Raw genomic sequence first — 23639 nt, 5'->3', positions numbered from 1 at the left:
GATCAGCGCCCCTCGTTGTCAGTGTGCGCGCCGGTGCCGTCGAGGACGGACCGTCGGATGTGTTCGGCGGCGGCTTCGACGCCGAGAGAGCCCTGCACCACCTCGTCGAGGAGGTCGTCGATCAGCGAGTCCGGCGGGCCGTCCCCCAGCTCTTCGCCGGAGGCTTCGGGAAGCCTGCGGTCGAGCGACCGCTCCGCGATCCAGTACCGCTCCCGGGCGAAGGGGTAGGCGGGCAGCGGGACGATACGCGCCGCGCCCGCCGGGTGCAGGGCGCCCCAGTCCAGCTCGAAGCCGCTCACCCACAGGTCGAGCACCTTGGCGTACGAGCCCTTGGCCAGCCATGTCCCGACGACCGCGCCCATCTCGGCATCGGTGGTCAGTGCGGTCAGTGCCCGGTCGGAGCGCGCCGCGCGACCGCGGTGCACTCCGGCGACGGTGCCGCCGGAGTGCTCCAGGAAGGCGCGCAGCCGGTCCCTCAGCTCGTCGAACGAGCCGACGACCGTGCCCAGCCGTTCGGCCATGGCCTCGCGGCCCACTTGCAGGGTGTACGCGACGTCGGCCGGCGTCGCCCCGGTCCGCTCGGCTTCGGGAAGGGCGTCCAGCAGAGCGCCCGCCCGCTCCCGCAGCCGCTCCTCGTCCTTGGCGGACAGGACGACCACGACCGGCTCGCCGGTCCGCTCGGCCCCGGGGGCCGTCCGGTCGCGGACGTACTCCTCGATCACCACGTGGGCGTTGGAGCCGCCCGCGCCGAAGGAGGAGACCCCCGCCCGGCGCGGCACCTCGGTGCTGACGCCCTCGACGGCGACGACCTGCCGCTTCCATTCCGCGCCCGCCCGCTGGACGACGAACGGGGTCGTGTCGAAGTCGATGTGCGGGTTGAGCTCGTCGGCGTGCAGGCTGGGGACGAGCTCGCCGTGGCGCATCTGCAGGAGGGTCTTGAACACCCCGGCAATCCCGGCGGCGGCCTCCGCGTGCCCGATGTTGCTCTTGACGGAGCCGATCGCACAGTACCCCAGGTCCTGGGTGTCCTGGGAGAACGCCCGGGTCAGGCCATTGATCTCGATGGGGTCTCCGAGCGCGGTCCCGGTACCGTGCGCCTCCACGTAGCCGATGGTGCGCGCGTCGACGCCGGCACGGTCGAGGGCGTCCCGCACGACACGCCCCTGGGCGACCGGATTCGGCACGGTGTATCCGTTCGTGGTGCCGCCGTGGTTGATGCTGGTGCCGAGGATGACGGCATGGATGTGGTCACCGTCCCGCTCGGCGTCCTCCAGCCGCTTCAGGACGAGCGCGCCGACGCCCTCACCGGGGACGAAGCCGTTGCCGCCGGCGCCGAAGCTGCGGCACTCGTCCCTGTCGGCGAGCATCTGGAGGTTGCACAGGTTGACGTAGCTCGACGGGTGCAGATACAGGTTCACGCCGCCCGCGACCGCCAGTTCGCAGTCCCCGTGGAGCAGGTGTTCGCAGGCCTCGTGGAGCGCCGTCAGCGAGGAGGAGCACATCGTGTCTACGGGCATGCTCGGACCGTTGAGGTTCATCTTGAACGAGACGCGGTTGGCCGCCGACCCGAAGGAGGTGTAGGGCTGGGCGGTGTCGCCGCGGCGCCAGCGCTCGGGGCCGTAGAGGTTGTGCCCGGCGCGGGTGATGCCGACGAAGACGCCCACGCGGGAACCGTGTTCCTGCTCCAGGCGGCTCCGTGTGTAGCCGGCGTCCTCGAACGCCCGCCACGCTTCCTGGAGAAACAGCCGCTCCTGCGGGTCGATCTCCAGGGCGTCGTTCGGCGTCATCTCGAAGAACAGCGGGTCGAAGTCGGCGAATCCGTCGAGAAAGGCCCCCCATTTGCTGTAGCTCCGGCCCTTCGCGAGGGCCTCCTCCTTGTCGGGCTCGTAGAAGCCGTCGAGCGGCCAACGGTCGGCCGGGACCTCCGTGACGGTGTTCCGGCCCTCGTGCAGCACCGACCAGAAGGCGTCGAGCGTCTCGGCCTGGGGGAAGCGCGCGCTCATGCCCACGATCGCGACGCCACCGGTGCGACCGGTGTCCCCGGTCCGGCCGGGCCCCGGTGCCGGGCGGGTCTGCGCCCTGCCGGGGCCGGGCGCCGTAGCGGCCTCGGCCGGCACGGGCCCGGCCGCAACGGCGGTCCCCGCCGCCCGTCCGGCGGCGGGGTCGGGTGCCACGCCGAGGGTGCGGGCCGCTGCCTCGCCCCGCTCGGCGACGAAGTAGCCGGTCAGCGCCTCGATGGTGGGGTACTCGAAGAACAGGGTGCTGCTCGTCTCCCCCAGGTCCTTCTTGAGGACGGTCAGCAGCTGCAGGATGAGGATGGAGTCGATGCCGTAGGCGGAAAGCCGCTCACGGGCGTCGATGGACTCGGCCGGGACCAGGAGGGTCCGGGCGACGAGCTCCTTGAGGTAGCCGCGCACCGCGTCCGCGAGCACCGTCTCGTCCACCGGGGACTCGGGGGGCGCCCCCGCCGGCCGTGCACCGGCCGTTTCCGCCGCGGGGAGGGAGGCGGCCGGCCGGTGCGCCTCCTCGGGACGGCGGGGTTCGCCGCCGGTCCGGCGGATGACCCCGTCGCTGAAACCGACCACCACCTGCTGGCCGAGCGGGTGCGCGTCCCGCGCGGGGAACTCGATGCCGCCGAATCCCTCCTGCTCCAGCACCGACTGCCACATCCCGGGCCGCAGGCCGGGCCCGCCGGGCTCGCGCAGCGCGGTGTCGGCCGGCCACCAGCCGTCCAGCAGCGCGAACGTCAGCATGCCGAAGACGGTGTAGGCGGCGATCTCGTTGACGACCAGAGCCCCTCCGGACCGCAGCAGCGCCTTGCTGTTACGCAGGGAGGTGCGGACGTCCTCTGTGGCGTGCAGCACGTTGGTCGCGATGACCAGGTCGTACCCGCCTTCGTCGAGCCCCTGTTCGGCGGGCGGGCGGGCGGCGTCGAAGATCTCGCAGCGCAGGAACGGACGGTCCGCGCCGAACTCCCGCCGGCCGTGGACGAGGAACGCCTTGGAGAGGTCGGTGTAGCAATACTCACCGACGTGCCGCTGGTACGACCGGAGCCGGGACAGGACCGTGGCGGTGGTGCCACCCGTTCCGGCGCCGATCTCCAGGATCCGTATCCGGGCTCCGGGATCCCGCGCGAGCCTGCTCTCGACGAAGGCGATGACGCAGTCCCCGACGACGTCGTTGAAGTAGTCGGCGATCATGTTCCGCTTGTAGATCCCCTCGACCAGCTCCAGCGAGGAGCCGGGGAAGATCACGTCGACCGCGGGGACGGCGCCGGTGAGGACGTCCGGAAGCACGCGCAGGGTCGCGTCGACCAGGTCGACGGACGCGCGCAGTTCGGGGTCCGCGAGCCAGGCGCCCCGGCCGCGCTCCCACTCGGCGGCGGCTTCCGGATCGACGGCGCCGGGGACGGCGCGATAGGAGCCCTCGGCCCCGGTCTCCGCGAGCCAGCCCTGGCGCGCGAACAGCTTGAGGGTCTCCGACGTCCAGCGGCCGTACTTCTCCAGGATCCCGCCGGCCCGCCGGAAGGAGTCCGTGTCGAAGGTGTCCGCCCCGATCCAGCCGCGCCCGTGCAGTGCGCCCCACAGCAGCCGCAGGAGCAGCTCGTCCAGCGCCCGCAGCTTCGACTTGGCCCGTTCCTCCACGGTGCGCAACTGCTCCCGGCGCTCGGGCGTCAGCGGGACGAGCGGCTCGCTCCGGCGCTCGGCAGGCTCCAGCACACGGATCTCCTCGCGGTCGCTGTAGCCCTCGAAACGCTCGGGTGCGCTGGTGTTGAGGTAGGCCACCCGGTCGAGCGGAGCGGCCAGCAGTCGCTGGACCGCGTCCATCGCCAGGGCGGGGTCGATGTCGCCCAGCCCCTCGTGCCGGTAGATGCGCTCGCGGACGTGCGACGGCACGTCGAGCCCGCTGCCGACGGCCCCCCAGTAGCCCCAGTTGACCACCTTCACGGCGTACGGGCGCGTTCCGGAGAGGGAGCGGACGAGGGCGTCCTCGAAGGCGTTGCCCGCCACGTAACTGCAGTAGCCCATGGACGGGTTGACCGAGGCGATCGAGGAGAAGAAGAGCATGAAGTCGAGCCCTTCGGCGTCGAAGACCTCGGCCATCCGCACGCTGGCGTCGATCTTGGCGCTCAGGCCCTCCCGGAACCGCTCCTCGGTCGTGTTGAGCAGGCTCTGGTCCACCAGGCCGAAGACGGACTGCACCGCGCCGTGGACGGCGCCGAAGCGCTCCCGGATCCGGGCGTGGGCGCTCCGCAGGGAGTCCCCGTCGGAGGCGTCGGCCCGGATGTACCACGGGGCCGGCCCGAACGCGGCCAGCCGGTCGATCTCGCCCTGGATGGTGCTGTCCTTCTCCCGGCGGCCGATCCATACGATCTGCGCCCGGTAGCGCCGGATCATGTCCTCGCTCCAGAGCCGGCCGAGGCCGCCGGCCCCGCCCAGGACGACGTACACCCCGCCCTCCTTGTACGGGGAGCGGGCCGGCGCCGGCAGCTCCACGCGGGACAGGCCCCGGCGGAACCACCGGCCGTCCCGGAACGCCCGCACTGTCGTCCCGTCGGCGGCGGACAGGAGCCGGGCGGCGAGCCCGTCGGTCCCGCCGAGGTCGAAGCAGGCCACCCTCCAGTGGGGCAGTTCCTTCGCCATGACCTCCGCCAGGCCGAGCACGGCCGCGTCTGCGGGCCGCACCGCCTCGCCCGGCAGCACGGCCTGGGTCTGGCGCGTCAGCACCGTCCACGTCAGCTCATCGGCGCCGTAGCCCAGCTCGAACAGCGCCTTGACCAGGCGGAAGAACGCCTCCACTCCAACGGAGGTACGCCGCAGCTGCTCATCCGGGGTGGCGCTGCCGTCCGCCGGGGAGATCCACACGAGGTCGCGGACCCGGCCCGCGCCCCGCAGCTGCTCGACGAGCGAGGCCGTGCCCGCCGAGCCGTCGGCGAGGAAGCGGGCGTCGGGGCACTCGGCCGCCAGGGCGGCCCGCTCCTCGGGGCTTCCGCCCACGACGACGACACCGCTCCGGACGGGGCCCCCGGGCCGGGGCGCGGAAGCCTGGTCCTCGACCCAGGTCGGCGCCAGCGCCAGATGGGCCGACTCCGTCCCCGGGCCCGGTGCGGGAGTGCGGTCCGCGGAGGGCGCCGAGACGGCGGAACGGGGGCCGTCCACCGCGGGCAGCCAGTGGCGCTGCCGCTGGAACGGGTAGGTCGGCAGGGGGACGCTCCGGTGGGAACCGTTCTCGAAGAGCCGCTCGTAGCGGAGCCGGTAGCCCTGCAGGTAGAGGGCGGACACGGCTTCCAGGTGCTCCCGGCGGGCCGCCCCGGTGGCGCCCTCGGCGCAGTTGCGCAGGCAGCTCTCGCCGTACTGCTCCAGAGCGGGCTGGGGGCTCGCCGCGTTCTCCGTGAGGTCTGCGGTGCGCACGTCCGCTTCCCGTCCGTCCGCGAGCCACTGCGCCAGGAGCGCCACCAGGTGGGCGGTGTCCCGGGCCACGCACGCCAGCCGGACGGGGCAGTGCCGGCGGCCCCGCAGCAGGGCCAGGCCGATGTCGCCCAGGTCGGTGTCCGTGCGGTGGCGCAGGTGCTCCACCAGCCGTTCCGCCTGGGTCCGCAGCTGCTCGGCGGACAGGGCCGACAGCACCACGAGGTGGTCCTCGACGCGGGCGGCGCCACGGCGCGCCGTTTCGGGGGCCTCCTCGACCACCACATGGGCGTTGGTGCCGCTGAACCCGAAGGAGCTGAGCGCCGCGCGCCGCGGCCGGCCCGGCTCGGCCGTCCAGGCGCGGTGGACCGTGTTGACGTAAAACGGGCTGCCCTCGAAGTCGATGTGGGGGTTCCCCCGGTCGAAGTGAAGGCTGCGCGGCAGCTCGCGGTGGCGCAGAGCGAGCAGGACCTTGATGAGCCCCGCCATGCCTGAGGCCGGTGCGGCATGCCCGACATTGGTCTTGACCGATCCGATGGCGCAGTACTGCCGCCTGTCGGTGTAGTGGCGGAAGGCACGGGTCAGTGCCTGGAACTCGATCGGGTCCCCGAGCTGGGTGCCGGTGCCGTGGGCCTCGACGAGCTGGATGCCGGCCGGGTCGATGCCGAAGGTGTCGTACACCTGGCGCTCCAGCCGCTCCTGCGACTTGGCGCTCGGTGCCGTGATGCCGTTGGAGGTCCCGTCCTGGTTGATGCCGGAACCGCGGATCACACCGTGGATGTGGTCGCCGTCGGCGAGGGCGTCGCTCAGCCGCTTGAGCACGACCACGCCGGCGCCCTCCCCGGGGACGAATCCGTCCGCGTGCTCGGCGAAGGCGTGGCACTGGCCGGTCTCCGAGAGCATCCCGGCCTTGTGGGCGTTCAGGTAGTAGTCGGGTGCGCACTGCACGGACACGCCGCCGACCAGGGCCGCCTCGACCTCGCCCGCGCGCAGCGCCTGGCAGGCGAGGTGGAGGGCGACGAGGGAGCCGGAGCACGCGGTCTCGACGGCGATGGCGGGGCCGCGCAGGTCGAGGAGGTAGGAGAGGCGTGCCGGGATGATCGCCTCGGCGTTGCCCCACATGGCCTGGGCGGGGGCGTCCTCGCGGGAGCCGGGCAGGTAGTCGCTGACCTGGGTGCCGATGTAGACGCCGCAGGACCGGCCGCGCAGGGCGTCGCCCGCGTAGCCGGCGTCCTCCAGCGCCTTCCACGCCTCCTCCAGCACGATCCGCTGCTGGGGGTCCATGTAGGCGGCCTCAAGGCCGGATATCTGGAAGAACAGCGGGTCGAACCGGTCGATGCCGTCCATCATCGAGGCGTACCGGGGGTGCGGCGCGCCGGGCGCCACGAGGGCGGACATGTCCCACCGGGAGATCTCCCCGACAAGGCTGCGCCCGTCGACGAGGTGCTCCCAGAGCTGTTCGGTGTCCTCGGCCGTGCCGAACCGCCCGCTCATGCCGATGACGGCGACGGGCTCGCCGACCGGGGACCCGGCCGGGAACTCGGCGTCGGCAACGGCATCGGCGCCGGTGGGGGCGGACGCCGGAACGGCCGGCCTCGGTGCGGCGGCCACAACGGGCACGGTCACCGGGGCGGGAGCCCGGGGCGGTTCGGGAACGGCCGTCGAGGCCGCTTCGGGCACCGGGACCGCCAGGAGCGGTGACGACGCGTCGAGTAGGTGCTCCACCACGTAGCCGGCGAGGGCGCGCACCGAACTGTGGTCGAAGAGGTCCGTGACCGACAGCGAGACGCCCAGGTCGGTGCCGAGTTCCTGGGTGAGCTCGACGGCGAGGATGGAGTCCACCCCGTAATCGGCGAAGGATTCCTCCTCGGATATCTCCCGGCGGTCCAGTCCCAGGGACGTCTGCAGCCGCTCGACGATCACGGACCGCACCCGGGCTTCCGCGTCGTCCGCGACCCGCGCCGCGGAGGCGGGGCCGGGGGCCGGCTCGGAGGTGGGGCCCGGGACCGGCTCGCCCGTCCGGGCGACCACGATCTGGTGGCCGGTGTGGTGCACGGCTTCGGCGGGAAAGGAGGCGCAGGCGAATCCCGACTCCCCGAGCACCTGCTGCCAGGTTTCGGGAGCCAGTCCCGGACAGCCCGGTATGCGCAGGTCGGTGTCCTCGTAGCGCCACCAGCCGTCGAGCAGCCCGAAGGTCAGGTGCAGGAAGACGGTGCTGGTCGCCAGCTCGTTGAGGACGACGGTGCCGTCCGCGCCCAGCAGGGCGCGGACGTGCCGTGCCGCCGCCCGGACGTCGCGGGTGGCGTGCAGGACGTTGGTGGCGAGGACGATGTCGTAGCCGCCCTCCTCCAGCCCCTGCTCGGCGGGAGAGCTCTCCGCGTCGAACAGCTCGAACCTCAGATACGGATGGTCCGCGGCGAACTCCTGCCGTCCGTTGCGCAGGAAGTAGCGGGAGACATCGGTGTAGCAGTACTCGGCCATGCTGTCGCGGTACGGCGCCAGCCGGCGCAGCACCTTCTCGGTGGTGCCCCCGGTGCCGGATCCGATCTCGAAGATGCGGACGCGGTGTGCCGGGTCGCGGGCGAGCAGGGCCTCGACGCGGGCCGCCACCGACTCCGCGACGAGCTCGTTCAGCGCCGTGGCGCTCTCGCAGTCGCGGTAGACGCCTCGTACCAGACCCGTCGAGGACCCCGGGAAGATGACGTCGGTCGCGCGCTGCCGCCCCGAGAGGACCTCGGGCAGCGCGCGGATCGCCGGCGCGAGCAGGTTGACATGGGCGTTGGCACCGTCGGCCTCGCGGCACACCGCGTCCCAGCGCCGCCACGCGTCGGCACCGTCGGGGCGCGCCTTGCCCGTGGGGGCGTAGCGCTCGGCGTCCACCTCCAGATGGCCGTGCTCGGCCAGGACGCGCAGGCTCTCGTCGAGCCAGCGCTCGTAGCCGCCCTCCGGTGTCAGGGCTCCTCGCAGGTCGGCGACGGAGCCGCCGCCGGCGAGGTCCATCCCCAGCGTGCCCAGCTGCAGCAGGAGCAGTTCGCACAGCAGGTCGTCATCGAAGCCCCGGGCGTCGCTGGAGTCCGCGAGCACGCGCTGGAGCAGCCGGTCGTCCGGGCCGGCGGAACCGGCGGGCGTGTGGTCGCCGGCCTGCCGCGGGACGGTGGTCCTGTCCACGGCGAGCTGGTGGTACGGACCGGAGAGCAGGCGGTCGAGGGCGGCCATGCCTTCGGCGGGCTCGATGGAGCCGATGCCGCTCCGCTCCATCCGCTGCTGGTACTCGGACGAGGCGACGACGCCGACGCTGCCCCAGTAGCCCCAGTTCACCACCTTCACCGCGGTGGGGCGGCTCTGCCGCCACAGCCGGGCGAACGCGTCCTTGAAGACGCAGCCGGATACGTAGTTGCTCTGGCCCGCGGAACGCTGGAAGGAGTTGGTCGAGGAGAAGAACAGCACGAAGTCCAGCGGCTCGTCCATGAAGACCTGTGCGATGCGGACGCTGGTGTCCACCTTCGCGCGCACGGCGGCCCGGAACCGCTCCTCCGGCATCCTGGCCACGCTCTGGTCGAGCAGGACGAGCGCCGAGTGCACGACGCCGTGGATCTCGGGGAAGCGGGCCCTGATCCGCGTGAGGGCGGCCGTCAGGTCGTCCCGGTCCGTGGCATCGGCCTGGACGTACCACGGTGCCGGTCCCAGCTGGGAGACCGCGTCGATCCTGGCCCGGACGAACTCGTCCTCGGCACGGCGGCCGATCCACACCACCTGCGCCCCGTAGGTGCGGACCACGTGCTCTGTCCAGACCGCGCCGAGGCCTCCGGCACCGCCGATGACCACGTAGACCCGGTCGCTCCGGTACGGCAGCGCCCCGGTGGGGAGCGCGTCGGAGGCCACCGGCTCCAGGGTCTGCCGCAGCCAGCTCCCGCCCCGGTGGGCCCAGCTGTCGCCGGACGGCTTCACCGGCAGGCGCAGCGCCTCCCTCAGCACCTCGTCCCGTACCGTCTCCACATCGGCAAGGCGCACCCGCCAGCGCGGGTTTTCCTTGGACAGCGACCCCAGCAGTCCGTGCACGCCCGCGTGCGTCGGGTCGACCCGGTCGGTGTCGACGACGCCGAGGCTGCGGACGGTGAGGGCGGTCCACGCCAGGTCGCGCTTGTCGTAGCCGAGTGCCAGCAGCGCCTTGGCCAGGCGGAAGCCGGCGTAGAGGCCCTCCTCCTGGCGGGTGATCAGGTCCTCGCTCTGCGGGAGAGTTTCCGCTCCGCCGCCCACGACCCAGACGACGCCGTCGTAGGGCGCACCGCGGCCGAGCCGCTCCCGCAGACCGTCGACGGTGTCGTCGGCCCGCAGCAGCAGGACGTCGACGTCCTCACCGCTCCCGGTGAGGAGGGAGCCCAGCTCCTCAGGGTCGGTGCCGGCCAGCAGAGTCCGCCCCAGGGAGCCGGCGTCAGCCGCCGGCGGGACGGGCCCGGCGGGCTCCCAGCGCGGCTGGAGCAGCACCGGGCCGCGGGCGGCGGGCTTCTTCGGCTCGGCCGGTGCCTCCGCACCGGCGGACAGGGGCCGGGTGCGGAAGGCCGCGAACCGCACGCGGACCTCGCCGTCCCTGGCGCAGAGGTCGACGTCGAACTCGGCACCGCCCTCCGTGGTGCTCCTGAGCCATGCCCACATGACCGGCTCGCAGGGGCCCAGGACGTCCACGGCTCCGACGGCGTACGGAAGGCTGAGTCCGCCGGTGGTCCGCAGGCCCGCGGAGGCCTGGAGTGCCGAGTCCAGGAGCCCCGGGGGCAGTTCCGGGCCGCCCGGACCGTACTCGGGCGCCTCGGGCAGCTCCAGTTCGGCGAGCACCTGCGCGTCTCCCACAAGGAGTCGTCTCACTCCCCTGAAGGAGGGGCCGTAGGCGATGCCCTGGCGCCGGTAGGCAAGGTACATCTCGCCCGCTGCCGTCTCGTAGCGTCCGCACTCTGTCCGCAGGGCCTCCAGGTCGAGGCGTGGCCGCGCCACGGATTCGTTCCCCTGCTCCAGGCGCCCCTGGCTGTGCACGACGGGGCCGTCGGCTCCGGGGGCCAGGAGCCGGTAGCGGCTCCCCGCAGCTCCGTCCGGCTCCAGTTCGACCCGGAGGTCGACCGGGGCGTCGTCGACCCGCAGCGGCCTCAGCCACACGACGTCGCGGAAGGTGACTGCGGCCGTCGGCGCGTTCCGCTGCGCGGCGTGGGCCGCCCGGACCAGCTCCAGGTGGGCGACGCCCGGCAGGACCTTCTCGCCGGCCACGAGGTGGTCGCGCAGGAAGGACTCCGACCCGGTGAGCGTCGTGTCGAACCGGTGTCCGGTGCCGACGGCACGGAAGGAGCCGGCCGTGAGGGTCCCGCCCGGCGCCGTCCGCTGCGCGGGCCGGCGCCACAGGCGCTTCTTCGCGAACGGATAGCCGGGCAGCGCGGCCGGCGCGGTGCGCCGGCCGCCGAACAGCTGGCGCCACTCCAGGTCGTACCCCCGGCAGTAGGCCTTCCCCGCGGCGCGCAGGGCGTCCCGGAGCACGGCCCCGTCGGTCTGCCGTCCGGCGGCCTCGTCCAGCAGCCGGTCCCCGGCCTGCCGGGCCGCGTCATGCGGAGTGAAGTCCCTGGGCACCAGGCCGGTGAGGACATCGGGGTGGTGCCCGGCCGCGGACCACCCGCGCAGCAGCCGGACCGCCTCGGCGGTGTCCCGGGCCACGACCGCGCAGCGGTGCCGGAAGTGCGGCCGGCCCTCCAGCAGCGTCGCGCTGACGTCCCGCAGTCCGTGGGACTGCCGGGGGGCCTCCAGGAAGTCGATGAGGTCGGCGACGCGCTGCCGCAGCGACTCCTCGGACTTGGCCGACAGGGCCAGCAGATGGGCGGACATCTCCACGCCCTCTTCCTCCCTGCCCGCCGGACGGTCCTCCACCACCATGTGGGCGTTGGTACCGCTCATTCCGAAGGAGCTGATGGCGGCGAGCCTCCTGTGTCCGGGGACCTGGGGCCATGCCCGGTTCGTCCTGTTGACGAAGAACGGGCTGTCCTTCCAGTCGATGTATTCGTTCTCGTGCGCGCAGTGCAGGGATCCGGGGATCGTTTCGTGGCGCATGGCCTGCAGGACGCCGATGAGGCTGACGAGACCCGAGGCCGCGAGCGTGTGCCCGACGTTCGGCTTCACGGACGTCAGGGCGCAGTAGCCCCGCTTGCCGGTGAAGCTCCGGAAGACGTCGTTGAGGGCGTTGACCTCGACGGGGTCGCCGAGCCGCGTGCCGGTGCCGTGGGCGACCACGTACTCGATGTCCGCCGGGTCGATGCCGTGCCGCCGGTAGGTGTCGCGCAGCAGCGCGGCCTGGGCGTCGCCGTTCGGGGCGGTGATGCCGTTGGACCTGCCGTCGTAGTTGATGCCGCTGGCGCGGATGACACCGTGGATCCGGTCGCCGTCGGCCACCGCCGCCGAGAGCCGCTTCAGCACCACGACGGCGACGGCCTCGCTGAGCACCATCCCGTTCGCACGGCTGTCGAAGGCGTAGGTGACGCCGTCTTCGGACAGCATGCCCGCCTGCTTGGTCCGGGTCAGCAACTGCGGGGTGGTTATCAGGCTGACGCCCGCGGCCAGGGCGACGTCGGACTCGCCGGCGCGGATACTCGCGCACGCCTGGTGGGCGGCGACCAGTCCGGAGGAGCAGGCGGTGTTGATGGCCATCACGGGGCCGCTCAGGTCGAGCAGGTATGACAGGCGTGCTGCGAGGATGCCGTCGTGGTTGGCCGTGATGCTGCCCGCTTCGGGGTCCGGAATGTCGTAGTCACCCTGCTCGACCCCCACGAACATTCCGACCCGACGGGTCGACGCGGGCGTCCAGCCGGCGTCCTCCAGGGCGTGCCACGCTTCCTGGAGCAGCAGGCGCTGGCGCGGATCCAGGCTCCGTGCCTCGTTCGGGGAGATCTCGAAGAACAGCGGGTCGAACTCGTCCGGGTCGGGCACCTGGCCGACGCGGAAGGACGCGAAGGGGCTGTCGTGCGGCTCGCCCCACAGGTCGAGGCGCTCGCGGGAGACGGGGGTGACGGTGTCGCGGCCCTCCGCGAGGACCGACCACAGTTCGGAAGGGTCGTCGGCGCCGGGGAACCGCCCGCTCATGCCGATGACCGCGACGTCATCGTCCCCGCCGGCCGGGTGCGGCTCGCGGCCTGCGAAGTCAGGGCCGGGGGTCCCGCCGGCGCCCTGGGCGGACTCGGCGCTCGGGGCCTGCCGGCCGACGGGGGGCGTCACGTCCTCCGGGGGTGCGGACTCCGCTCCGACGGGCTCGGCAGCGGCGCCGCGGGTGGCCTGGGCGAGATAGAACGCCGCGAGGACCTCCCGGTGCTCCGTGGCGAAGTACTCACGCAGCTTGCGCAGCGTGGAGCGGCTGTAGAAGAGGGCCGGCGTCACCGCGACGCCCCAGTACTCGCCCAGCCCGGTGGCCAGTCCGGCGAGGCTCACCGAGTCGAAGCCGTAGTCGGCGAGGTTGTCGTCCTCGTAGAGCCTGTCCGGGGACAGGCCCACCGCGCCGCTGACGATCCGGCGCAGATCGTCTGCCAGGCGTTCCTCCGCGTCCGGGGCCTGCACCGGGTTCGGGGCGCTCCCGGACGCCGGGACGGCCGGCCGGGCTGCGGCTTCGTCGGCCGCCGGTCGCGCGGGGGCGTCGGCGGGGGGCGTCAGCCCCAGGAACCGGGAGACCCGGCTCGGACTGCCGACCAGGATCATGTGCTGAGCGGCCTGCTGGGACAGCAGCTGCTCGAGGAGGGCGATGCCCTCCGCCGTCTCCAGGAAGTCCTGGCCACTGGACTTCAGCAGCATCGTGGTGGTGTCGTGGTCGAAGCCCATGCCGCCCTCGCGCCACAGCGGCCAGTTGACCACCAGGCTCCGTCCGGTCAGGCGGCCCGCGTGCACCTGCTCCTCGCGGTGCCGGGCGTAGGACATCTGGAAGCGGTTGCCGACCGCGTAGTCGCAGGTGCCGAAGTCACCGATGACGGCTGCGGTGGAGGAGAAGTAGCAGACGAAGTCCAGCTCTTCGCCGGCCAGCGCCTCGTCCAGTACCAGCGTCCCCCGGATCTTGGGGTCGAGGACCGCCTCGAAGGAGCGCAGGTCCTTCTCCAGGACGCTGCCCTGCCCCTGGACCCCGGCGGCGTGGATGACGCCGTGCAGGGCGCCGAAGCTCTCGCGCGCCCGTGCCACGGCCCGCGTCATGGCGTCCGCGTCGCAGCTGTCCGCCTGGACGTACAGGACCCGGTCTCCGGCGTCGAGCCCGCGCAGGGTCTCCCGGCGTGTCTCGTCCAGCGGGGAGCGGCCGGTCAGGACGACGTTGGCCGCGTAGTGCTGCACGAAGTGCCGGGCCGTGATCAGCCCGAGCCCGCCACAGCCGCCGGTGATCAGATAGGTGCCGCCGTGCCGGAGCGCTCCGGAACGGCCCTCCTCCAGCACGGCTTCACGGACACGGCTCACGAAGCGCCCGCCCGACCGGTACGACGCGCTGACCGCCGGCCCCTGGCGCAGCTCGGCGACCAGCCTGGTCACCCAGGCCGCGGCGTCCGCCGGCCGCTGTGGATCGTCGGCGTCCTGGAGCACGGCCACCGCCGACAGCTTCGGCATCACCAGGCCCAGCGAGCGCTCGAAACCGAGGTGTGCCTCCAGCAGCGCCCGCTCCCGGCCGTCGCGGTACTGCCCGGCCACCAGGTGGCGCCGTACGTCGAGTCCGGCGTCGGCGATGGCCTGGAGCGTCAGTACGACGTCGCCGAAGTCGCCGTCGACGGCTCCGGGTTCGAGCGCCTCCATGCTGACGACCGCGTCGACGGGAGCGGGGCCGGCCGCGATGGCGCGGAAGGCGTCCCGGTAGTCCTGTGCCGAGCCGCGCCGGACCTCGTAGCGGTCGGGACCCGTCGTGCGGAAGCCGTCCCCGCGTCCGACGAAGGCCGTGCGGAGGCCGGGGTCGAGCTCCCGGGCCGCCCGGGCGACCGCCTCCTGGCGCTCGGTGCCCGTGCACAGGAACACGATGCCGCGCGGCGCGGGGTCGGTGCCCGCGCCCAGCGGCGCCGGCTCCCAGGCCTCCACGAAGGCCAGCGGCCGGGTCCGTTCGCCGACGGACTCTTCCGCGGGCACCCGGCCGGCCGCCGCGGGCTCGGCCGGAGCCGCCGGACGCGGCGGCTGGGGGGCGAGCGCGGGAGGGGCGTCGAGCCAGTGGCGTTCCTGGACGAACGGGTACGTCGGCAGGGGAATGCGGCGCGGCTCGACGTGGCGGGCCAGGGACGTCCAGTCGAGGGCCAGGCCCTTGACCCAGACGTTGGCCAGCTTGTCGTACCGGCCCTGCGCGAGCCACTGCCGGACCAGGGCCCGCATCTCTTCGTCGGCTTCGAGAAGGGCGACAGAGTCCTTGTTCTGCCGCACGCCGCCGCGGAAGACATCCGCGTCCTCCTGCTCGCCGTCGAGGAACGCGCGCAGCCGCTCGCGCAGCGCGTCCCGCCCGTCGGCGACCAGGGCCAGGCGTTCCTCCATGGCCTCGCGGCCGACCTGGAGGGTGTAGGCGATGTCCGCGGGGTCGGCGTCGCGGCCGGCTCCGTCCAGCCACGCGAGCAGGTTCCGGGCCTTCGCCCGGAGCCGCTCGTCGTCCTTCGCCGACAGCACCAGCAGTTCCGGCCGGGGGTCCCGGGCCGGGTGCGGCGGCCTCCCGGCCCCGGCCCGGTACTCCTCGATGATCACGTGCGCGATGGCGCCGTGCGCGCCGAACGACGAGACGCCGGCGATCCTGGGCAGGGTCTGCTGCACCCCGTCGACCGTCCGGGTGGGGCGCTCCCAGGGCTCCAGGCGGCGCTGCACGTGGAAGGGCGAGTTCGGGAAGTCGATGTACGGGTTCAGCTGCTCGGAATGGAGGGAGGGCACGAGCATGCCGTGCCGCATCTGGAGCAGGACCTTGGTGACGGCGACGATACCGGCCGCGCCCTCCAGGTGGCCGATGTTCGACTTCACCGATCCGATCGGGCAGTACTGCTTCCGGTCGGTGTGCTTGCGGAACGCCCGCGTCAGACCGGTGATCTCGATGGGGTCGCCGAGGGAGGTGCCCGTGCCGTGACCCTCGACGTAGCTGATGTCCTCGGCCGAGAGCCCGGCGTCCGCCAGCGCGGCGGAGACCATGTCCGCCTGCGCCAGCGGGTTGGGGACGGTCATGCCGTTGGTCTTGCCGCCGTGGACCGTGGCGACGCCGCGGATCACCCCGTGGATGTGGTCGCCGTCCTCGACCGCCTGGTCGTATGACTTGAGCAGGACGCAGCCGACGCCTTCGCCCGGTACGTAGCCCGTGCCGCCCTCACCGAAGGAGTGGCAGCGTCCGGTCTCGGAGAAGAAGTTCATCTGGCTGAGCGAGACGTACTTGTTGGGGTGCAGCGACAGGTTCGCCCCGCCGGCGAACGCGAGCGACGAGGAGCCGTTCCGGATGCTCTCGACCGCCATGGCGATCGCGTAGAGCGACGAGGAGCAGGCGGTGTCGACGGTGAGGCTCTGCCCGTGCAGGTCGAAGAAGTAGGAGACGGCGTTGGAGGCGGCGGCGCGGTCGGACAGGACGACGTCCTCGCCGCTGTACAGCTGGTACTCGTTCCACATCATGCCCAGGTAGACACCGACCTTGCGGGCCTTGTCGGGGCTCAGGGACCGGCGCGTGTGGCCCGCGTCCTCCATCGCCTCCCAGGCGGCCTGCAGGAACAGCCGGGTCTGGGGGTCGGTCAGCGCGGCCTGGTTCGCCGACATGTTGAAGAACAGCGCGTCGAAATCCTCGGCTCCGTCGATGAAGCCCCCCCACTTGCTGGAGCTCTTGCCGGGGGTCTTCTCGGCGGCGTAGTACAGCTCCTTGTCCCATCGGTGCGACGGGATCTCCTCGATGCAGTCCTGGCCGCGCTCCAGCACCTTCCAGAACTCGTCGAGGTCGTACGCCTTCGGATACCTGCCGCTCATGCCGATGATCGCCACGTCACGCGGGCGTCCCGCGGGCTGTCCGTCCGTCCGCACAGCCGGCCGTGCTCGCCGGGGGGTCACGGAGCCGCTCCGGACCTCGGCGGACCGCAGGGGCACCGGGACCGGCAGGGAGGCCGGCGCAGCGGCGGCGGGCGCACTCTTCGCAGGCGCCGGCGACGCGGTGGCGGACCGCGACGGCCCCAGCAGCTCGGTCAGCCGCGCGGCTTGGTGCTCGGTGAAGTACTCGGCCAGTTCCTGGATCGTGCGGTACTCGAAGAACAGCGTCCCCGGGAGCGGTGCGAAGTCCTTGGTCAGGAGCCTCATCAGCTCCATGATCTGGATGGACTCGATGCCGTACTCCCCCAGCTCCGCGGAGGCGTCGATCCGCCCCTGCGGAATGCGGAAGACCTGCGACAGCCGGCCCTTCAGATAGCCGACCGTCCGGGTGAACAGCTCACCCGGGTCCACGGTGGGGGCCGGTTCCGTGCTCTCCGCGGCCACGGCGGCCTCGTCCATGGTCACCGGCGCGGGGCCGGCCGTGTCGGTCCGGGCTCCGGCCGTTTCCGCACCGGCCCGCTCGGCTCCCGCGACCCGCAGGACCCGCTCGATCTTCTTGCGTTCCCCCTTCGTCACGACGACCTGATTCTCGTCGGACTCCAGGATCGCCAGCAACGCCCCGATGCCCTCCTCGGTCCGCAGCCCCCGCATGCCCGAGTGGTCGTGGTAGAGCGTCTTCGCGGGGCCGTCCGCGGCGAGCTCGCCGAGCATGCCGCCCTCGGCCCAGTAGGGCCAGTTGACCGAGATGCTCCGGCCGCGGCGCAGGCGCTGCGTGCGCAGTTCCTCCCGGTGCCGGACGTAGCCGTCGAGAAACCGGTTGGCGGCGGCGTAGCTGCCCCGTCCGAAATCTCCGACGTAGGCGGCGATGGACGAGAACACGACAAAGAAGTCGAGCGGTTCGCCGGCGGTCAGCTCGTCGAGATGGACGGTTCCCCGCATCTTCGGCGCCAGAACCCCCTCGAAATCGGCCCAGTCGGCATCCATGACGCCCGTACCGCTCATGACGCCCGCGCCGTGGAAGACTCCGTCAAGACTGCCGAAGCGTTCCTTCGCCGCGTCCAGCGCCCGGCTCACGCCGTCGCGGTCAGTCACGTCGCAGGGGACGTAGAAGACCTCGGCCCCGGCATCCTCCAGGGCGGCGAACTCCGCCCGCAGCGAGGCGTCCGGCTCCCGTCGGCCGAGCAGGACCAGCCTCGCCCGGCATTCCCTGGCCAGGTACCCGGCCAAGTGCAGCCCCAGGGCGCCGGCGCCCCCGCTGAGCAGGTAGACGCCGCGCTCCTTGAGGGGCAGCCCGGAGCCACCGCCGCGCTCTTCGGCGGTCCACGGCTGCAGCACGCGTTCCGAACGCACCCCGTCGATGTGCCGTATCTCGCGCCAGCCCCGTGCCGCGAGCCCCTCCGGCCGGTCGAGCTCGCGCAGAACGCAGTCCGCGACGGCGTCCGGCGCCGCCGCGTCCGCGACCTGGAGGCTTGCCACCCGGAACAAGTGGTCGACCGTCGTCATGGCGCGGCCGAAGCCCGTGAGCGCCTCAGCCGCGGACTGCTGGGGGCCGGTCCGGTCCGAGTGCACGGACAGGTACTGGACCTCCTGCCCGTTCCCGGTGCGGTGCACGGCACGGAAGAGGTGCAGCAGGCCCTCCAAGCCGATGGTGAGATCGGACGGGTCGGGGGTGAGCGGCCAGCAGTCCACGATCGCCCACGGCGCCGAGTCCCTGTCCTCCAGGGTCCGCAGGAGCCGTTCGAAGTCCTCGGGGCTGCGGCGGTCCACGGTGAACAGGTCCGGTCCCGACTCCCGGAACGAGCTCCCGCTCCGCACGCGCACCACGCGGCCGGCGTACCTCGCGCCCAGCGGAGCACGGCGCGTGTCCTCGTCGTCGAGGAGCAGCAGCGTGCGTCCCGCCGGAGAGGACTCCGCTTCGCGAGCAGTGCCGGAGCCGGTGACGCCGTCGCTTTCGCTGTCGGTCCAGCGCGGCACGTAGTAGTGCAGCTGCTCGCTCTTGTCCGCCACGACCTCCTTGAACACCAGGCCGGTGAGCCTGACGCACTCGGTGCCGCTGTCGTCGCAGAGCGAGAGGTCGACGCTCAGCGTGCCGTCCCGGGCGATCCGGTGGATGGTCGCATGGGTGTAGGACTGCCGGGGGATCGGTGCGAAGACCACGAGCTCTTCGAGGCTGAACGGGATCCGCAGGACGCCGTCCTGCTCCCCGATGCCGCGCAGCGCGTTGAGCGCGGCGTCGAACAGCGAGGGGTGCAGGGTGAAGCGGGGGTACTCCTCGTCGAGGCCGTCGCCGAGCACGATCCGGGCCAGGGCCTCCTCCTCGCCGCAGTACAGCTCCTGCATGGCCTGGAAGGTCTCGCCGTAGCCGAACCCCAGTTCTCGAAGGCTCGCGAAGATCTCACCGTTCTCACGGCGGGCGCCGCACCGCGCCTTGATCGCGGAGATGTCGATCGCGCCGCGCGGACGCGTCGGCCCGTCGGCGGAGTACTCGGCCCGGCCCTGGGAGAAGACCGTGCGCTCGCCGCCGGTCTCGTCGTGGATGACGAACTCCAGCGAGTCCTGTTCGAGCGGGGTCAGCTCGATGTGCACGGTCCGGGACGGGCTGTCCATGACGATCGGACGGCCCCAGATGATGCCCCGCAGGGTGACCGAGTCGGCGCCGGTGGCCAGACGGGAGGCGGCGTACGCCATCTCCATGTGGGCGACTCCGGGCAGCAGGATCCTCCCGCCCACGATGTGGTCGCGCAGGAAGAACTCGCTCGACGAGAGGCACTTGGTGTAGCGCTGCGACCGGAGGGTGGAGACGTTCCCGTCCAGCAGCGGGTGCAGTGCGGCGGACGCGGGAAGCGCCTGCGGCACCGCCCCTCGGCGGGACCCCGCCGGGCCGGTCCAGTAGGTCTCACGGGCGAAGGGGTAGCCGGGCAGCGAGACGCACGGCAGCGGCTCCTCCCCGAAGAGGTTCTCCCAGGCCAGCTCGTAGCCCTGGCAGTAGAGGTCGGCCAGGGCCCGGACCGCGTCCGGGTACTGGCCGTCCCGCTCCCCCGCGCGGACGCGTCCGACCAGCTCGTTCCCGTACTCGGCGAGCGCGATATGCGGACGGAAGTCCCGGCCGGTCATCCCGCGGAACACCTGGGGGTCCTTCTTGCCGTCGAGGACCTGCCGCAGCAGCCGCTCGGCATCCTCGGGGGTCTCCGCGACCAGCGCACAGCGGTGCGCGAAATGGTGCCGACCCGCGAGCAGGGTGCTGCTGATCCTCCCGAGGCCTACGTCCTCCGACCCTCCGGACCGGAGGAAGCCGAGCAGGTCCGCCACCCGCTCCCGGAGCGCCTCTTCGGTCTTCGCCGACAGCGCGAGCAGGTACGAGGGCCGGGAGACGGCCGGAAGCGCGGCCGATCCGTCGCCGTGGCTCTCCACCACGACGTGGACGTTCGTCCCGCTGATGCCGAAGGAGCTGACGGCACCGGTCCGTTCCCGCCCCGGCCGGACCGGCCAGGGTCGGGCCTCCTTGTTGACGCGGAACGGGCTGCGCGTCCAGTCGATGTACTCGCTCTCCTGCTCGGAGTGCAGGCTCGCGGGGATCGTCCGATGCCGCAGCGCCTGCACCAGGGCGATCAGGCTGACCACGCCCGAGGCGGCCAGGGTGTGCCCGACGTTCGTCTTGACGGAGGTCAGCGCGCAGTACTGGGTCTCGTCGGTGTGCCGGCCGAACGCCTCGGTCAGCGCGTTCACTTCGATGGGGTCGCCGAGCCTGGTGCCCGTGCCGTGGGCGATCACATGCTCGATGCCGGCCGGCTCGACGCCGAACCGCCGGTACACGGAGTCGAGCAGGGCGACCTGGGCGGTCTGGCTGGGAGCCGTGATGCCGTTGGTCCGGCCGTCGTGGTTGAGGCCGCTCGCCGTGATGACGGCGTGCACCCGGTCACCGTCGGCAAGCGCCTTGGCCAACGGCTTCAGCACGACGGCGGCGATCGCCTCGCCCATGACCATGCCGTTGGCACGCTTGTCGAACGCGTAGCAGACCCCGTCGGGTGAGAGCATCCCGGCCTGGGTGGCGTGCTCGTGGAACCTGGGTCCGGCCATGAGGCTGACGCCCGCGGCGACCGCGGTGTCGCACTCGCCGCTGCGCAGGCTCAGGCATGCCTGGTGCACGGCCGCCAGGCCGGCCGAGCAGGCCGTGTTGACGGTCAGTACCGGCCCGGAGAAATCGAGGAAGTAGCTGAGTCGGGCGGCCAGGATTCCGTCATGGCCTGAGGTCAGCGTCTCCTCGTCCCCGTCCAGACCCGGGTAGTCGCTCTGCTCGGCGCCGACGAACATGCCCATGACGTTGTCGCCGAGCTGCTTCGCCCCGTATCCGGCGTCCTCCAGAGCCCGCCACGACTCCTGCAGCAGCAGACGCTGCCGCGGGTCCATGTGCTCGGCCTCCTTGGGGGAGATCTCGAAGAACAGCGGGTCGAACTCCGCTTCGCCGGGCAGCCATCCCCCCCGGACCTCCGAGGCGCCCGCCACACCGGCCCAGTTACCCAGCCGGTGCGCGGGGATCGGGGTCACCGCGTCCCTGCCTTCGGCGAGCAGCTGCCAGAACTCCTCGACCGTGCGGGCCTGCGGGAATCGGCCGCTCATCCCGATGACAGCGATGCGGTGGTCGGTGTCGTCGGCTCCGTGGTCCGCCTGGGGCCGCGCCCCTGTGACGGCCTCCTCCCCTGCAGCCGTCGCGGCCTCCGCCTCGGCTGAGGCCGTCGTCCCGCCGACGGTCGCCGCGTCGGTCCGGTCGCCGGTCGCCGTGTACTTCCCCGCCACGGCTCCGGCGTACCGCCCTTCCAGCAGATGGTCCGCGAGCATCCCCACGGTGAAGTACGTGTAGAAGACCGCCGGCTCGACGTCGATGCCGTAGTGCTCGTTCAGCCGCAGGGCGAGCTCGGTGTTGCCGACCGAGTCGCAGCCGAGGTCGGACAGCCGAGCCTGCGGACGGATCTCGTCGACCTCGAGTCGCAGCACCTCGCCGACGAGGCCCAGGAGGTCCGTTTCGACGGCCTCCCGGGTGTCGGTGCCCGTCCACTCCCTGGGTGTCTGCCCAACCATCTTCGGCACGAGTCCTTCCTGCTTGGTTGCGGGATCCAACTCTTCGTCCTGCGCGGCCGCCGGACTCCCGACGGGTACGGTCCCGTCGGCGGCGTCCCGGGTGATCCAGAAGCGGTGGCGGTCGAACGCGTAGGTCGGCAGCCGGAGCCGCCGGGGCGCCGACGCGAACAGGTCCGTCCACGCGTGGTCGCGTCCTGCGGCAAAGGACTCCGCCAGCTCCAGCAGCCGGTTCCGGTACTCGGCAGCCGGGAGATCGGCCCCGATGCCGGACACGGGTCCGACGGCCGGCCGAGGCGCTCCGGCCTCCTCACCGTCCGACGGTGCGCCCTCCGGATCGTGGAAGCAGCCGTCGGCCCGGCCCGTCTCCGACAGGAGCGCCAGCTTCGTCCGGAGCTCGTCGCGGTCGCGCACGACCAGCGCGGTCCGGCGGCCGAAGTGGTCACGCCCCAGCAGCAGGGTGGCACTGAGGCTGGTCAGATTCGCCTCGGAGCCGTCGCCGTCGAGCCAGTCCCGCAGGTCGCGGAGCCGGCGCTGGAGCGCGGTGCCGGTTCGCGCGGACAGGCACACGAGGTAGGCGTGGCGGTCCTCCGGAAGGACCGGTGCCATGGTGGGAGCCTCTTCGAGGACCACGTGTGCGTTGGTGCCGCCGATGCCGAACGAGCTGACGCTCGCCCGGCGGGGCAGGGTTTCACCGGTCCGCGACCGCAGGGGCTTCCAGTCGCGCAGCCGGTCCACGATGTGGAAGGGGGTGCCGTCCAGGTCGATGCGCGGGTTCAGCCGCTGGAAGCCCCGCAGGCGGGGCAACTGCCTGTGCTCCATCGCGAGGAGCACCTTGAGCAGGCCGGCGATCCCGGCGGCGGCTTCGAGGTGGCCGATATTGGCCTTGACCGACCCCAGGCCGCAGAAGTTCTGCTGTCGCGGGTCCGCGTCCTCGCCGCGCGCCCTGCGGAAGCCCTCCACCAGGCCCTCGAATTCGACCGGGTCCCCGGTCGGTGTCCCGGTGCCGTGCGCCTCGACATACCCGATGGTGTCGGAGGAGACGCCCGCCCGGAGGATGGCGTCCGCCACGACCTGCGCCTGCGCCTGGTCGCTGGGGTAGGTCAGTGTGCGTGTCCGGCCGTTGTGGTTCGTGGCGCTGCCCTTGATGACGCCGTAGACATTGTCCCCGTCGCGCACGGCGTCCGCGAGGGGCTTGAGCAGGACAACGCCCGCGCCCTCGCCCCGGACGTAGCCGTCGGCCCGTTCGTCGAAGGGGCGGCACGAGCCGGTGGGCGACAGCATGCCGGTCTTGGCGAAGGAGGTGTGCCGGGCCGGCGTCAGCACGAGGTTGATCCCGCCGGCGAGCGCGAGTCCGCACTCGCCGTACTGAAGGGACTGGACCGCGAGGTGGAGGGCCTGTAAGGAGGCCGACGACGCCGTGTCGACGACCACACTGGGGCCGCGCAGATCGAGGAAGTGGGAGACCCGGTTCGCGATGACCGCCCCGATCGTCCCCGTGGAGTGGTGCGCCGCGACCTCGCTCGAGCGGCTCTCCTGAAGCTCCTTGTAGTCCAGGCCGAACGAGCCCAGGAACACCCCGACATCGCGTCCGGACAGCCGGCCGGGGGCGATGGCCGCGTCCTCGATGCAGGACCACACGAGTTCCAGCATGATCCGCTGCTGCGGGTCAGCGCTCTCGGCCTCCAGCGGGGAGAAGCGGAAGAACTGCGCGTCGAAGGCGTCGACGTCGTCGATCAGCCCGGCCCACCTGCTGACGCCCGGGCACCCGGCCCCTCCACCGGAGGCGCCCGCAGCCTCGGCCCTCCCCATGTCCCAACGAGTCTGTGGTACTTCACAGACCGGCGACCGGTCGTTCTGGAGGAGGTCCCAGAACCGGCGGTGGTTGTCCGCCCCGGGAAACCTGCACGCCATTCCAATGACGGCGATGGGGACATGCTGCGACACTGCTGGAGACCCCCTTGTTGTTCGCGGTGTTTTCGGCGCAGCACGACGGCCGCCCGTGACCGAACCCGGGCGCGCCGAAAAGGCGGGACCTCTTCCTGGCGAGCCGCTTCCGCGGTGAATATCGTCTGGACCACCGGCAGCGGGCTGCCGTCCTCCGCGCCGGGCGCGCTGCCATCAGACAGCGGGAACTCCGCGCGATGACAGGGA

The 23639-nt window shown here is 72.4% G+C and carries 1 protein-coding gene; it reads right to left on the bottom strand.

Features of this window, described 5'->3' with window-relative positions:
• Nucleotides 1–2: 2 nt before the first annotated feature.
• Nucleotides 3–23432 carry an SDR family NAD(P)-dependent oxidoreductase gene (locus tag AB0P41_RS29140; RefSeq protein ID WP_365935027.1) on the bottom strand — a complete coding sequence of 7810 codons (23430 nt, stop codon included), beginning with the start codon at nucleotides 23430–23432 and terminating at the stop codon, nucleotides 3–5.
• Nucleotides 23433–23639: the final 207 nt, after the last annotated feature.

The sequence above is a fragment of the Streptomyces sp. NPDC079167 genome (assembly GCF_040686735.1).
Classification (GTDB): domain Bacteria; phylum Actinomycetota; class Actinomycetes; order Streptomycetales; family Streptomycetaceae; genus Streptomyces.
Note: the sequence above shows the minus strand (reverse complement) of the source record. Positions and strands in the feature narration are given on the sequence as shown.